Annotated in this window: 12 protein-coding genes; 9 read left to right on the top strand and 3 right to left on the bottom strand. The window is 41.8% G+C overall.

Annotated features, from left to right (window positions below; translation table 11 throughout):
• Positions 1–564: 564 nt before the first annotated feature.
• Positions 565–1,962, top strand: coding sequence for a YfcC family protein (locus H9631_RS09615; RefSeq protein ID WP_191812203.1), 1,398 nt, complete (start codon positions 565–567; stop codon positions 1,960–1,962).
• 34 nt (positions 1,963–1,996) lie between these two features.
• Here H9631_RS09615 and H9631_RS09610 read toward each other — a convergent pair whose 3' ends face one another.
• Positions 1,997–2,272, bottom strand: a complete 276-nt coding sequence (locus H9631_RS09610) for a YqhV family protein (protein WP_191812201.1) — start codon at positions 2,270–2,272, stop codon at positions 1,997–1,999.
• Between the two features lie 107 nt (positions 2,273–2,379).
• Positions 2,380–2,757 carry a DUF2512 family protein gene (locus H9631_RS09605; protein WP_191812199.1) on the bottom strand — a complete coding sequence of 126 codons (378 nt, stop codon included), beginning with the start codon at positions 2,755–2,757 and terminating at the stop codon, positions 2,380–2,382.
• Between the two features lie 272 nt (positions 2,758–3,029).
• Between H9631_RS09605 and H9631_RS09600 the strand changes: the two genes are divergently transcribed.
• On the top strand, positions 3,030–3,365 hold the full coding sequence (locus H9631_RS09600; protein WP_191812197.1) for a L,D-transpeptidase: 336 nt from the start codon (positions 3,030–3,032) through the stop codon (positions 3,363–3,365).
• A 488-nt stretch (positions 3,366–3,853) separates the two neighbouring features.
• Here H9631_RS09600 and H9631_RS09595 read toward each other — a convergent pair whose 3' ends face one another.
• Positions 3,854–5,209 carry a sigma-54 interaction domain-containing protein gene (locus H9631_RS09595; protein WP_191812196.1) on the bottom strand — a complete coding sequence of 452 codons (1,356 nt, stop codon included), beginning with the start codon at positions 5,207–5,209 and terminating at the stop codon, positions 3,854–3,856.
• Between the two features lie 287 nt (positions 5,210–5,496).
• Here H9631_RS09595 and H9631_RS09590 point away from each other — a divergent pair, with 287 nt between their 5' ends.
• From H9631_RS09590 to H9631_RS09560, 7 genes are all read left to right on the top strand, one after another.
• Positions 5,497–6,510: an NAD(P)/FAD-dependent oxidoreductase gene (locus H9631_RS09590; protein WP_191812194.1), complete on the top strand. Its 1,014-nt coding sequence runs from the start codon at positions 5,497–5,499 to the stop codon at positions 6,508–6,510.
• 15 nt (positions 6,511–6,525) lie between these two features.
• Positions 6,526–6,780 (top strand): ferredoxin, encoded by a 255-nt coding sequence (locus H9631_RS09585; protein ID WP_191812192.1) that lies wholly within the window; start codon positions 6,526–6,528, stop codon positions 6,778–6,780.
• A gap of 254 nt (positions 6,781–7,034) precedes the next feature.
• Entirely contained in the window at positions 7,035–8,078 is a 1,044-nt protein-coding gene (locus H9631_RS09580) for an aromatic ring-hydroxylating oxygenase subunit alpha (RefSeq protein ID WP_191812190.1), read from the top strand.
• A gap of 124 nt (positions 8,079–8,202) precedes the next feature.
• A complete protein-coding gene (locus H9631_RS09575; protein ID WP_191812188.1) occupies positions 8,203–9,378 on the top strand; it encodes a Glu/Leu/Phe/Val family dehydrogenase in 1,176 nt (391 codons plus the stop codon).
• An 86-nt stretch (positions 9,379–9,464) separates the two neighbouring features.
• The gene (locus tag H9631_RS09570; RefSeq protein WP_191812186.1) at positions 9,465–10,880 is read left to right on the top strand and encodes an amino acid permease; all 1,416 of its coding nucleotides are present in this window, start codon (positions 9,465–9,467) and stop codon (positions 10,878–10,880) included.
• Between the two features lie 242 nt (positions 10,881–11,122).
• Positions 11,123–12,832: a thiamine pyrophosphate-binding protein gene (locus H9631_RS09565; protein WP_191812184.1), complete on the top strand. Its 1,710-nt coding sequence runs from the start codon at positions 11,123–11,125 to the stop codon at positions 12,830–12,832.
• A gap of 102 nt (positions 12,833–12,934) precedes the next feature.
• Positions 12,935–14,407: an aldehyde dehydrogenase family protein gene (locus tag H9631_RS09560; protein ID WP_191812182.1), complete on the top strand. Its 1,473-nt coding sequence runs from the start codon at positions 12,935–12,937 to the stop codon at positions 14,405–14,407.
• Positions 14,408–14,525: the final 118 nt, after the last annotated feature.

The raw sequence follows: 14,525 nt of genomic DNA, 5'->3' as shown, positions 1-14,525 counted from the left end.
TGGGGCAGCTATTTATGTTCTTTGTTTTAAAAATCTCCAAATTTTTGGAAATAGCCATGATCTTAGATGTTTTGCTCATTAAAAAGTCCTCTTAACTTTCGGAAAAGGCTCTGACCGCTCCAGCTAACCTTGACAGTACTCAACCTATTGGTAATACTCAATTTAGATGGAAACTCCTGTTGCAGGGGTTTTTCTTAAAGAGTAAGAAAGTATAAATTTCGATGACGTACAGGAAGTACTAGTGCAAGCGAAGCGACAGGATGTCGTGCCCTGAGCCTGCCGACGTATAGGAAGTACTAGTGCCACCGAAGCCACAGGATGTGGCGGTCTGAGGCGGCTAGGCGCTATCGGCTCGAGGTCACAAGTCGCAAGGAAGCTTATTCGAGGAAGTCTTGTTCAGCTCGTCGCAAAGCTACAAGAAGCATATTCAAAGATGCTTCTCACGGTGTAATTAAGTTAGCAGCTTTGCTGTGGTGGCTGAGGGGCTGCCTCCTCGCAATTTACCTTGTGCTTGTCGCCTAAAGCTGCGCGCCTTGCAATTTTCTTGTATTTAGAGGTGAGAATGTGTCTGAAAACGAGCGCGTGGCCAATAAAAAAACTATTTTTCCGCATACATATGCTTTTTTGTTTTCAATATTGCTGATTGCCTGGATTGCGACTTATTTTATAACGCCTGGGGAGTTTCAAAGGGAGACCAATAAAGAAACAGGCCAGACTACGGTTATTGAAGGAACCTATCGGATTATTGATTCGAATCCCACTCACTTATTTGAGGTGTTCAAGGCGATTCCATTAGGAATGGAAAATGCAGCGAATATCATTTTCTATATATTTATTGTTGGCGGGGTTTTTGGGATCATTCGGGTAACAGGTGTGATTGAAGCGGCGATTGACCAACTCATGGTAAGGATGGAAGGAAGGGAAAGGCTCTTGGTTCCCGGTTTTATGCTTCTTTTTTCCATTGGAGGTTTCAGCTTCGGCATGGCAGAGGAAACGATCATTTTCGTACCAATCGGAATGGCCGTTGCTAGAGCTGCTGGGTTTGACGCGGTGGTCGGAACAGCTATGGTCACTCTAGGGGCCGCGAGCGGTTTTATCGGAGGGATGTTAAACCCGTTTACTATTGGAGTAGCGCAGGAAATAGCGGAGGTACCCCTATTTTCGGGGCTTGCCTTTCGTCTTTCAGTTTATGTTGTTGTTCTGTTGTTCGCAATTTGGTATGTTGCCCGTTATGCATCCAAAGTAAAAGAAAATCCTTCCCGCAGTGTTATTTTTGATATTGAAAAAAACAGCACAATTTCGGCTTCAATTCCCCAAATCAGTGATCGGCATTATCTTGTTATTTCAGTGGTGGGAATTGGTCTTTTCATCAATATATACGGTGTAATGAAATGGGAGTGGTTTTTGACTGAATTAACGGCTTCTTTCATTATTATGGGTATTGCTGCGGGAGTGGTTGGCAGGCTATCTTTTTATAAAATTTTCGATTCATTTGTAGAAGGTGCAAAAGCCATGACGTTCGGTGCTTTAATGGTCGGATTTGCAAGAGCTATTGTCATTGTTCTAGAAGAAGGGCATATCATTGATACCCTCATTTATTCATTGACTCACTTAATTGAGGGACTGCCGCAGACGTATACAGCCATCTGCATGTTTTTTGCACAGACCTTCTTGAATTTTTTCATACCGGCTGGGCCAGCTCAGGCGGCAACAACTATGCCGGTCATGGTGCCCATTTCGGACTTAACTGGAGTGAGCCGGCAGGTAACGGTACTGGCGTTTCAATATGGTGACGCGATCACAAATTCAATCATTCCAACTTCCTCAGTACTGATGGGATATTTGGCGGTTGCTGGTATACCCTATGAGCGGTGGGTCCGATTTGTTTGGAAACTTATTCTCGGGTGGATAGTGATTGCTGTTGCTGCACTTATCATTGCAGTCATAGTTGGATTACAGTAAGGGAACGACTCTATTTTGTCTTATTGCAAACCAATCAATTTCCTTTTACGCCATAAAGAATGCACCCGACTCCCATGAAAATCCAAATGAATTTTCCAAAGGATATCCTGTCGGCGATACTATAAATCCCGATTGCAGTTGTAAGAATTAGGATGAGCGGCCCGATAAGTGCAAGTGAACTATTGATAATAATGGCTTTCTCCACGGCATTGAAACGGATCATAAGAAAGGCGGCAAATACTTCGATTCCGCCGGACAGCAGTCTTAATAAAGCCATACCCACTACAGCTTTTTCTAAAAAAGTGAACATCCGATTTCCTCCCATGGCTCGTACTAACTCCCATTATATGAATCGGATGGTAAAAAAATTAAAATTAATGGGCAGCGGAAGAAATTGAAAGCCGCTGCCCTTGAAAATTATGATTGTCTTACGTCCGTGGGGCCGCTAAATTGAGTTCGCTCCATCCATAAATGGAAGAAGTACTCCGCGATAGTCAGGACTACGGCCGTTAGCAAAGATTCTCCTAGTGCTTCATCATATCCAAATAGATTAAGCCCTCCCCAGATGACAAGCAGAGAAAGGATAAAATCGCTGATGGTAGCGGAAGTATTTCCCATTCTCGGCAAGAGCATTAAATCTCCTAGAAAATACGAAATCAACGCCAGGGCGATACCAAGCAATGTGGAATGTACAAAAGATACATGATTAAACAGGGATAGAATCACCCATACAATCGGCAGGGTAAAAATCGCTTTTCTAAGCAGGGCCTGGCCGTGGTTTATGTTTTGATCCAATTTTATACGCCTCCTTCTTTCATTAGAGTGGTGATTTATCATCATTTTATACCTCTCGTTTATTTGTGCGGTGAAGCTCTCTTTTTAGCTTCATTCAGCAGAAGCTTCCCACTTCTGTAAGTGTTGAGCTGAATGCGTGTTGGAATTCCATTCAGTGGGGGGGCAACTCACCTCCTGTTGAATAAAGTTACGTCAAAATGGATTTGATAATATATTCTTAAACAGTCATAAGTCTTTTCACATACTATGATGAAAAAGGACGGAGGGAGTATATGCCATATTGGATTGATGTATCGACAAAAACGCATAGATTGAGTCTTTATCAAGACAACAAACTGGTGAAAACCTATCCTGTTGCCATAGGAAAGATGTTGACGCCGACTCCAACAGGAACGTATACAATTGTGAATAAGCAGCTGAATCCGGGTGGTCCGTTTGGGGCGTTCTGGATGGGGCTTTCGAAACCTCATTACGGAATCCATGGTACGAATAATCCTTCATCTATTGGAAAAAATGTATCACACGGTTGTATCCGAATGCACAACCATGATGTATTGGAACTGTCCTCAATAGTCTCGGTCGGAACGAAAGTCGTCATTCATAACTGAAGTGAAAAATCTTCAGAATTAAAGTGATGAGTGGAAAAAAGTGTTTCGTGGACAGCAATCTAAGTTTGAATGGTTAATATTGGAAGTTAATAGTGTTTGCTTGAATCTGGCAGTAAATCTTAAAGCCGGAAAGTATTTGTTTATGTTTGGATAGCAAATCTTAAACCTTGATAATATTTGTTAATTTTGGCCAGCAAATCTTAGATTCAGAAAATATTGCCTAAGTTCGGATAGTAATTCAAAAATCTGGATAGTATCCCTTTAATCAGGAGAGTAATCCGAAAAACTTAATCGTTACTCAAAGTTAAGACAGTAATTACCCGGCTATTTTTCCAAATCCAGAAAATCATTATTGGAGAATCTGGCTAATGTCCCCCTAAAGTTAGACCATTTGTTTCAAACCATCCAGTGTTAAAACAAAATTGGATAGGGCAAACATTGTTTAAAAAACGGAAAACCCTCATTTCATCGGGCTTTCCGTTTTCTCATTAGTTTTCCTGCAAGTCCTGACAATATTCTCTTATGAGCTTGGCTGCCTGTGTCTGGCTGATTTGGAGATCACCCGCAACCTTGCGTGAGCTTCGATTCACTTTATATGAGGCTCTGATTGTTTCTCTTTTTGCCTGCTCGACGGCTTCGTTAAGAGAGGATGGGGTTGTTTTTTCGATTTGTCGTTTTCCGTGAGTGTAGATACCTTCTGGAAGATCTTCAATCCCGATGACATCCTCGCTTGTAATGACAAGCTTTTCAATGAGATTCTCAAGCTGTCGCACATTTCCGGACCATGAAAAGTAAGTCAGCCATTCGAGACACTCTTCTGAAATTAATTTGTTCACTTCGTACATACGGTTGAATTTATATAGAAAGTTGTATGTGAGCGGAACGATATCATCAGGTCTTTCCCGCAATGGCGGCATGTGAATGTCGACAACGTTCAGGCGATAGTACAAATCTTCGCGAAATGTTTTGTTTGCGACCATGTCAGCCAGGTTTTTGTTGGTTGCTGCGATGATGCGGACGTTGACTTTCTTTTCTTTATTTCCCCCAATAGGAATGAATTTTTTATCCTGAATGACTTGTAGCATTTTAGCCTGCAGCGGTAAGGGCATGTCTCCAATTTCGTCCAGGAAGAGTGTGCCGCCATCCACACTTTCGATCAGTCCTTTTTTTCCGGACCTGCTGGCGTTGGTAAAAGCACCAGCGGTATATCCGAATAGCTCGGACTCCATTAGTTCGGCTGGGATAGCAGCGCAATTAATCGTCAGGAATGGTCCATTTTTTCTTTTGCTGTTTTCGTGGATATATTGGGCAAGTACACTTTTTCCAGTACCGGATTCGCCTAGTATGAGAATGGTGGAATTTGCCAGTGCCACTTTTTGGGAGAATTTCAACACATTTTTCATTTTTTCGTTGTTTGTAATGATAGCGAAAGGACTATCAGGCTGTTCCACTGTATCTAGATTTTCCTCTCTTGCTTTAATGATTTTATAGCTTTGCATTTCCCTTGCTGTTGTGACAACCAATTCTACTTCATTTACTTCATTTAATATAGGAACGGCGGATGTGAGCAGTTCTGCTCCAAGTATTGTTTTTTGTTTCATAACAAAAGGCTCTTTTTTGTTGAAAATTTCGGGGAAAATGGATGGAGCCCAATATCCGTTCTCAACAAGTTCTACGCTTTTCTTGCCTAAGACATCCTCTTTATCCAATCCATAATGCTTTTTACAGGCATCATTTACATAGATGATTTTCATGTTTTTATCAAGGACAAAAATTTCATCTGAGGAATAATCCAATATTTTGACGAGTGTATCAAGGTCGAAATCTAAGTTGGACATGTCCATATTAACGGCCTCCTTAAAAATTATAATCTGAGTTTGGAAAAACTCGCACTGAGCATAAAAATGTTCGAAAAATTATTTTCGTGTTTTTTTTATGAATAACCGCGCGAACTCTCACTTATTTGAAGTTGGCACGGTTTTTGCGAGATATGAGATTATAGAGAGCAATTAAGATTGCCGCAACAAAAGGAGTAACAATTTGCAAGGGATGAACTTGCATTAACTAAATATAGATGAATTGTTTTGAATTGTAAATATAAGTTGTTTTAGAAAGAGGAGGCCATTAAAACATGTTAGATGGTAATCAGATAACAGATATTACAATTATCGGCGGTGGTCCTGTAGGGCTATTTACCGCCTTTTATGCCGGCATGCGGCAGGCTTCGGTAAAAATCATCGAAAGCCTACCACAATTGGGTGGACAACTGGCGGCCCTTTACCCGGAAAAGTATATTTATGACATTGCCGGCTTTCCAAAAGTGAGGGCCCAGGAACTCATCAACAATTTGACTGAACAAATGAATCAGTTCGAAGTACAAACATGTCTTGGGGAGACAGTGGGAAATGTCGTTAAAGAAGCAAACGGTCAATTTAAAATAATCACGAATAAAGGGATCCATTATTCAAAGTCAATTATTGTTACTGCAGGAAACGGTGCATTCCAGCCTCGCAAGCTGAAATTGGAAGGGGAAGAAAGGTTTGAGGAAACGAACTTGCATTATTCCATTCAAAGCCTGGCGCCGTTTGAAGGCAGAAGGGTCGTCGTTTTTGGCGGCGGAGATTCAGCGGTCGACTGGGCGATGATGCTTGAACCAATTGCAGAGAAAGTGACGATTGTTCACCGTAGAGATCGGTTCCGTGCCCATGAACACAGTGTTGAATTACTTCAGCAATCAAAGGTGGAAATTTTAACACCATATGTGCCTGTTGAGCTTATCGGCGATGAAAGAGTAAAGAAAGTGATCGTCCAAGAAGCAAAGGGTGAAGCGAGTGTCGAGCTGGAAGTAGACGAAGTACTCGTAAACTATGGCTTTATCTCTTCTTTAGGACCAATCAAGGATTGGGGATTGGACATCGAAAAGAACTCCATTCTAGTGAACTCCAAAATGGAGACAAATATTGAAGGGATCTATGCGGTTGGTGATATTTGCACATACAATGGAAAAGTAAAACTGATCGCCACCGGGTTCGGAGAAGCACCGGTCGCAGTCAGCAATGCGAAGGTCTATTTAGATCCGAATGCGAAGCTACAAACGGTTCATAGTACGAGCCTGATGGAAGAAAAGAAGACATCTAGAGTATAAAGGAGAGTTATAGATATGGCTTTATATGTAAAAGTTGACCAGGATACCTGTATCGGTTGCGGAGCATGCGGGGAGGTAGCACCTGAAATCTTCGATTATAACGAGGAAGGTGTTTCATTCAGTCTGTTGGATTTGAACGTTGGTGCTGTTCCGGTACCGGAAAATTTGGTTGAAGATTTGGAAGATGCACGAGACGAATGTCCAACAAGCTCAATCATGGTGGAAGAGGAGCCGTTCGCAGACCCTTCATTAGAAGAAGAGGCTGTTTGATAAATGTTTAAGAAATTTGTACCTCGATATTCTGATTTTAAAAAAGAAACTGTTCGTCTTTTGAAGCTACTATCCAGTTTTGGAACTCGATCCAGCATCATCATGTGAGTGCATTGGCACTCTGTGAACACAAATGAACTCGTTTTCATTTTTATAAAACCTTGTGCTTATAAGCTTTTGCCTACCTAAGAAGTTGGTACAGATTTTGCAATTATAAAATACAAGAGTGTTGAGAAGAGAAGGGAGTTTTTTTAATGGCTACAACGACACACACTTTGGAGTACACCCTCCCCTATAAAAATTATGTTGATCCAAAAATTTTTGAGGAAGAGAAAAAAGAGATTTTCCGTAGCAGCTGGGTTTTGGCAGGGCATACTAGCCAAGTTGAAAAAATCGGTGATTTCTTCACTTTTGATATTGCTGACCAGCCGTTGATCATCAGTAGAGACAAAAATAATGAAATCCATGCGTTTTATAATATTTGTCCTCATAGGGGCTCAAAAGTGGAAAAAAGTGAGTCCGGAAATAAAAGGGTTTTCATGTGCCAATATCATGGCTGGACATTCCAATTGGATGGAAAACTGAATAAGGCTCCCAACTTTGACACGAATGAGTTGGGCAAACACAGCTGTATGACGAAGGTGAGCCTGGAAATATATAAAGGAATGATTTTCATCAACCTTGACCCGGAAGCTAAGCCAATGGCTGAAACCCTCGGAGAATTCGTAAAAGATATTGAAAAATACACATTTCTTGAATCGTTGAAAAAAGTACGTGTGACAACAAGGATCATTGATGCGAACTGGAAAGCAGTTGTGGACAATTATCTGGAGTGTGACCACTGTAAAATTGCTCACCCAGAATTTTCCAAAACGTTTGATATGAAAAATTACTATATCGATCTGCATGACAACTTTTCATGCCAATACTCCAAGATGACTAGTAAGACGGATGAAGAGCGTGCAGAACATGCAAATTTCTATTGGGTATGGCCCAACTTGATGGTCAGCATTTATCCAGGAAAAGATGGAAATATGACGACTAGTCAAATTTTACCACTAGCTCCCGATAAATCCCTGGCTATTTACAGCTACTATTTTAAATCTGACGAAATCTCTGAGGAGAACGAAGAGTTAATCAGATTTGTGGATCAGGTCCGCCGGGAAGATTTTGATCTTGTAGAATTACTACAAAAAGGGTTCGATACGCAGGCATTTGAAAGAGGAATCTATTCACCGACCGAATACGCCATTAAATATTTCCATCAGCGTTATCGAGAGAAAATGAAAGTGGATTAAAAATTACGGCAGGACTCCTTTCTTGGTGAAGGGAGTTCATGCATTTACATGTTGTTATGATATGGTTAGTTTTATATCTATTTTTGATAAAGAGTTTTGTAACTACATCTTAGGAGGAATCAGAATGTCTAAACCATATTTAGTTGTGGAATGGAATGATACAGAAACTGATGCAAAAGGTTGGATGGTTGTTCACAATTTTGTAAAAGGCTATACCGGTGGCGGTACAAGGATGCATCCTACGGTGACAAAGGAGGAAGTTGAAAGGCTTGCAGAAGCAATGGCTTATAAATATGTTGCCAGCGAGTCTGAAACTACAGGGGGCTGTAAAGCAGGAATCTCATACGATTATAAAGCTCCTGATGCATACGACGTATTAAGAAGGTTCATGATCGCGATGATGCCTTATGTTGATAATGGTGTTTCTCTTGGGAGTGATCTTGGAACAAAGTATGAAGATGTTTTGGGAATTTTCCGTGAATTTGGCATCGATATACCACTGACACAATCCATGAAGAAGGATCCGGCTATCCTTCAAGGAATCAAGGATTATGATGAGCTTTTAACAAAGAGAATTGACGGCCTGCTTGTCAATGATGTCGTAACTGGATATGGCGTTGCTTTTTCAGCAGATGAAGCATGGAAATATAAGAAGGGACAGGAAGGTGCGAAGGTAGTCATCCAAGGGTTTGGCTGTGTTGGTGCAAGTTGTGCGTTGAAGCTGTCTCAACTGGGTTATAAAGTGGTCGGAATCTCGGATGCCAATTTGCTTGTAACATGTGAAGAAGGATTAGATGTCCCAAAACTAATTGAGCATAAAAATGTGTACGGTGAAATGGATAAGGCCTTTTTTGAATCTCATTATAAGATCAGACCAAATTCTGAATGGCTTGATGTTGCCAGCGATATTTTGATCCCTTGTGCTTTGGAAGATGTTATTAACGGGTCCAACGCAGATAAGGTAGAAGCGAGCTTGCTTGTGGAAGCGGCGAATATTCCTGTTTCTGCTGAAGGTGACGAAATCCTTAAAGAAAAAAACGTTGATATCGTTAACGATTTCGTTGCAAACCTGGGAGCGATTCGAGCTTACGATGCCGTAATTTTCGGGCTTGTAAAAGCAGAGCCACAAGCTGTTATTGATGATATCGAAAGACTCTGTAGAAAAAATGTGTTCCGTTTGTTTACAGAAGCCAAAAAGCAAAACCGATATCAAAGAGATGTGGCTTATGACATTTTTGAACCTATAAAAAGCGATTCATTGGAATATACGTCACCGTGTCCAACAGCAGCTGTGCAATAAATAAAGACCAAGCGGAAAAGTGCATCTAGCCATTGACCGCCTGGTTAAAAAAGAAAGCGCTATAATCATTGAAGTGGGGGAATTGGATGCAAGAGCAGGGGAATCAGCCAAAAGAATTGAAACGTTCAATGAAAAGTCGGCATTTATTTATGATGTCAATCGGCGGGGTTATTGGAACAGGGTTATTCTTAGGATCAGGCTATGCAATTGGAGAAGCTGGTCCTGCAGGAGCGATCACCGCATATTTGTTTGGCGGTCTGGTTATGTATTTGGTCATGGTTTGTCTAGGGGAGTTGTCAGTGGTCATGCCAGTATCGGGGTCATTTCAAGCCCATGCTGAAAAATGTATCGGTCCTGCAACTGGATTCATGATTGGGTGGACATACTGGCTGAGTTGGGCTATTTATGTTGGTCTTGAATTTATCGCGGCGGGATTGTTAATGGCTAGGTGGTTTCCGGATGTGCCGGTATGGGTGTGGTGTACAGTTTTCGCCTTGCTCCTTTTCGGTATTAATGCTTTGACAACGAGAAGCTTTGCGGAGACGGAGTATTGGTTTTCAGCTGTTAAAGTTGTTGCTGTGCTCTTCTTTATCGTCATTGGCGGAGCGGCCATCTTTGGGCTTGTTCCAATCAAAGGAGAATCAGCACCATTCCTTTCAAATTTTTTCAGTGAGGGATTGTTTCCAACCGGGTTCACAGGAGTTTTTGTTTCAATGATGACAGTCGTGTATGCTTTTATGGGTTCGGAGATCATGGGTGTCGCAGCGGGTGAAACAGAGGAGCCGGATAAGAATATACCAAAAGCAATTCGAAGCATCATTATTCGGATTTTAGTTTTCTATGTATTGGCAACCTTTGTTCTATCAGCCATCGTTCCATGGAAAGAAGCTGGAGTGCTGGAGAGTCCATTTGTAACCGTATTCGATATGATCGGTATTCCTTTTGCGGCGGACATTATGAACTTTGTTATCTTGACCGCAATTTTATCAGTCGGAAATACAGGATTATTCGCCTGTACAAGGATACTTTTCTCGCTTTCACAAAGCGGACAGGCTCCGCCGGTGTTTGGAAAAGTAAATAAGCGTGGAGTGCCGATGAATGCACTGCTAGTTACCCTCGTATTTGCATTATTGTCCCTGCTGACAAGTGTCATCGCAGAGGAAACATTGTTCGTAGTACTTTTGGCGATTAGCGGAGTTGGAGGCGTTGTTACATGGATGGCAATTGCCTGGGCGCAATATTGTTTCCGCAAGCAATACATCGCTAAAGGTGGAAAATTGGCGGACTTGGCATTCAAAGTTCCTTTCTTCCCTCTTGTCCCAATCCTTTGTCTGCTTATGTGTGTTGGAATCGTTATATTCACCGCATTCGATCCAACTCAAAGGACATCACTATATATTGGTTTCGGCTTCGTAGTACTTTGTTACGTGTTCTACTATTTTAAATTTACCAGAAATAAAGTAGATTCGGCTGTCTTAGGGCAAACAGATAAAATAATTTAAGTTTTTTAAAATCGTAGATTCCGTAGCTCTGGCCGAGGTATCTTGATCGATGTCGGCGGTAGCGGAAGTCTTTTTTCAGCAAAAGAATTTGAGCATTAAAGTTTTACAGTGGGAACTTGACATAAAAATTGCGTTTATAATGAGAGAGTGAAGAGGAGAAGTATTTTTATAAATCAAAGGCTAATGGAAGTCGACAGTAATTGCTATATACATTTTTATAAAACATCTTTGGGAGGATCACAATGGATAATCAAGTAGAACATACAGTATTAGGACTCAAAAATAACCAAACTGAATACACAGTTGCAGATGCACTTGTGGAAGAGCTTGTGGATGCAGGTGTAGAGGTTATCTTCGGTATCGTTAGTATTCATAATATGCCAATCTATGATGCAATGCTTCGTAATGGAAAGATCCGCATGGCGACTGCCCGAGGAGAAAGCGGCGCGGTTAATATGGCGGATGCATATTCGAGAGCGACTGGTAAGTTGGGCGTTGTGTTGACAAGTACGGGAGCTGGTGCAGGAAATGGTGCGGGTTCATTAACGGAAACGTGGAATTCCGGCACACCACTTCTTCATATTACAGGTGAAGCTGATTCCAACTATATCGGAACGGACCAACGCTATATTCATGAATGTAAAGATCAATTGAAAATGATGGATGGGGCAAACAAAGCCGCTTATCTATTAAAACGACCGAAATTGATCACACCATTCATGCGAAAAGCAATCAAAGAGGCTCAGACTGTGCCAACAGGGCCTGTTACTGTTCAGATCCCAACGAATTTCCAAGCGATGATTATTCCAAAAAATCAATTGGTCGAAGTGCAAACAGTGGAGAATCCAGAAGCGAAAGTCACTCTCCCAGCAGAAATCATTGAAACAATTGCGTCAGCCAAAAGACCTGTTATTTGGGTTGGAGATGGAGTGGTTCATTCAGGTGCTTCTGAGGAGCTCTTGTCTTTAGTGGGAAAAATTCAACCTGCCGTTGTAACAAGTGAATCCGCAAAAGGGGCTATTCCTGAAGAACACCCGCTTTGTATAGGAAATTTTGCGTGGTTCCCCCGATTTGAGGAACTCTTAAGCAAGTCAGATTTACTCATTAGCATCGGAGTGCGTTTCCGAGGTGGAGAAACAAATGGTTGGACATCTCCCGTGCCTGAAAATCATATCAATATTGATTTGAATCCAACTGCGTTTAACCGCAATTTTGATACGCTATACGGATTGGTAGGCGATGCTAAAGCTGTTTTACATGAAATCAACAAGGAATTGGCAAAAAAGAAAATCAATCCTGATATAAGTTATGTGGAAGAAGTAAAAGCTTGTCGCCAGGGTGTTCGCGATGATCTTTGCAGCACAATAGAGCCTTATGGAGATATCGCTTCAATCATGAATGACCAGCTTCTTGAGAATACGATCCTTGTAACTGACGTGACAATACCTGGTTATACTTGGGCAAATAAACTGGTCGACGTTCACGAGCCAAGAAATTATCTTTATATGACTGGCGGAGGAATTGGACAAGGCCTGCCAATGGCAATTGGTGCCAAAATGGGTCAGCCTGAAAAACCAGTTGTGCTTGTTGCAGGTGATGGTGGGTTCATGGTGAACGCAGGTGAGATGATTACTGCAGTACAGGAAGATACACCCATTATTGTCTTGTTGTTCGATGATGGAGGATACGGAATTCTAAAATATTACCAAGAGGCAGCATATGGCAGAAAGACGGCTGTTGATTTGAAAAATCCAGATTTCGTCATGATGGCACAATCCATGGGCTTCGAATCGGAAAAAGTAACATCCGTCGAAGGGTTTGAAAAAGGATTGGCCAATGCTATTGCTAGTAAAAAACCTTATATGGTTGTTGTGGATGTACATGCCATTGGAATTCTTCATTATGAAGATTCCGACGAATATATCCGTTCTTTCCGACCACATGGAGGATAATGGTAACTGGCGCTCATACGGGGACTGGAGTGAGCACGGCTTTGCCAATTTTATTTTAAAAGAAATATTACCAAAGCTGCGAATTAGGGAGGCATCAGGGGTATGACACAAAACTTGAAACTATATATCAACGGGGAATGGGTGGATTCAAGCAATCCGGAAATGCAAGACATTCTAAATCCTGCAAATCAGGAAGTCATTGCCAAAGCCCCGAAAGCAACGAAGGAAGAGACTAAAGAAGCGATTAAAATCGCCAAAAAAGCATTTGAAAGCGGCGTTTGGTCCGACCGCACTCCACAGGAAAGAGCAGAAGTATTGCTTCAAATTGCGGTGAAAATGGAAGAAAACTTAGACGAGCTTGCGCAACTTGAAATGAGAAACAACGGTAAGACTTTGAGGGAGGCACGGTCGGATGCTGCGGATGCAGCCAACACTTTCCGTTATTATGCGGGGCTTCTCAATCATCCCGATGGCGTTACGTACCAAGCAACTGGGGATTTGCAAACAATGATTGTCAAAGAGCCGATGGGGGTTGCTGGGCTGATTGTTCCATGGAACTTCCCTTTGTTGATGAGCGTTTGGAAAATTGCTCCTGCACTTGCGGCAGGAAATTCCATTATTTTAAAACCTGCTGAAATTACCCCGATAACGGCTGTTAAGGTATTTGAACTGATGGATCAGACTGATTTGCCAAAAGGGGTCGCCTATTTATTGATGGGATCTGGTTCGATTGTGGGCCAAGTAATCGCTGAAAGTGATGATGTGGATATCGTTTCCTTTACAGGAAGTACGGGAGTTGGCCGGAACATCATGCAGGCAGCCACAGGCAATTTGAAGAAAGTCTCTTTAGAACTTGGAGGAAAATCGCCGAACATCATTTTTGATGATGCAGATTTGGAAACAGCTGTTGATTACGCTTTATTTGGCATTTTTATGGGGGCTGGGCAGGTTTGCTCATCTGGCAGCCGTATCTTTGTGCAAGAAGGTGTTTATGAAGAATTTATTGAAAAATATGTGGAAAGAGCAAAGAGGATTAAAGTCGGTCTAGGGAATGAAGAGAGTTCTCAAATGGGAGCAATTGTCAGCGAAAAACACATGGAAAGCATTTTGGAATATATCCAGATTGGAAAAGAGGAGGGCGCCCATCTTGCATGTGGCGGCAACCGAATTCTGCGGGACGGCTTGGAGAAAGGATTTTTTATCGAGCCAACTGTCTTCACGGATGTAACAAGTGATATGAGGATTGTACGGGAGGAGATTTTTGGCCCTGTTGTCGTCATTCAAAAATTTAAAGATGAGGCTGAAGCAATCCGTATTGCGAACGATACGGAATTTGGCTTGGCAGGTGCAGTGTTCTCGAAAGATCAAAACAGAGCTATGCGCATTATCAAGAAAGTTCGCGCGGGAATTACTTGGGTGAACGCTTATCACCTGACAAACGTTCAGGCTCCGTGGGGTGGCTACAAACAAAGTGGAATTGGAAGAAGCCTTGGAACATTTGGCTTGGATGAATATCAAGAGACGAAACAAATCAATATCAATTTGGATCCGAAACCGATCCATTTCTTTGAATAAGATGAAAGTCGGTCCATTGGGCTGACTTTTTTAATTATAAAGGTTCTATACTGAATGTGGTGGTCTCCCTTACTGCTAAGCAGTTGGGAGCACATCTGAAAAAACAAAAAAATACACC

Source organism: Bacillus norwichensis, assembly GCF_014836955.1.
GTDB lineage: Bacteria > Bacillota > Bacilli > Bacillales > Bacillaceae_C > Siminovitchia > Siminovitchia norwichensis.
Note: the sequence above shows the minus strand (reverse complement) of the source record. Positions and strands in the feature narration are given on the sequence as shown.

Bases quoted from the DNA above. Each gene is read 5' to 3' on its own strand.
- H9631_RS09610 (WP_191812201.1), bottom strand. From the start codon at position 2,272: ATGTTCACTTTTTTAGAAAAAGCTGTAGTGGGTATGGCTTTATTAAGA.
- H9631_RS09600 (WP_191812197.1), top strand. From the start codon at position 3,030: ATGCCATATTGGATTGATGTATCGACAAAAACGCATAGATTGAGTCTT.
- H9631_RS09595 (WP_191812196.1), bottom strand. From the start codon at position 5,209: ATGGACATGTCCAACTTAGATTTCGACCTTGATACACTCGTCAAAATA.
- H9631_RS09590 (WP_191812194.1), top strand. From the start codon at position 5,497: ATGTTAGATGGTAATCAGATAACAGATATTACAATTATCGGCGGTGGT.
- H9631_RS09585 (WP_191812192.1), top strand. From the start codon at position 6,526: ATGGCTTTATATGTAAAAGTTGACCAGGATACCTGTATCGGTTGCGGA.
- H9631_RS09580 (WP_191812190.1), top strand. From the start codon at position 7,035: ATGGCTACAACGACACACACTTTGGAGTACACCCTCCCCTATAAAAAT.
- H9631_RS09575 (WP_191812188.1), top strand. From the start codon at position 8,203: ATGTCTAAACCATATTTAGTTGTGGAATGGAATGATACAGAAACTGAT.
- H9631_RS09570 (WP_191812186.1), top strand. From the start codon at position 9,465: ATGCAAGAGCAGGGGAATCAGCCAAAAGAATTGAAACGTTCAATGAAA.
- H9631_RS09565 (WP_191812184.1), top strand. From the start codon at position 11,123: ATGGATAATCAAGTAGAACATACAGTATTAGGACTCAAAAATAACCAA.
- H9631_RS09560 (WP_191812182.1), top strand. From the start codon at position 12,935: ATGACACAAAACTTGAAACTATATATCAACGGGGAATGGGTGGATTCA.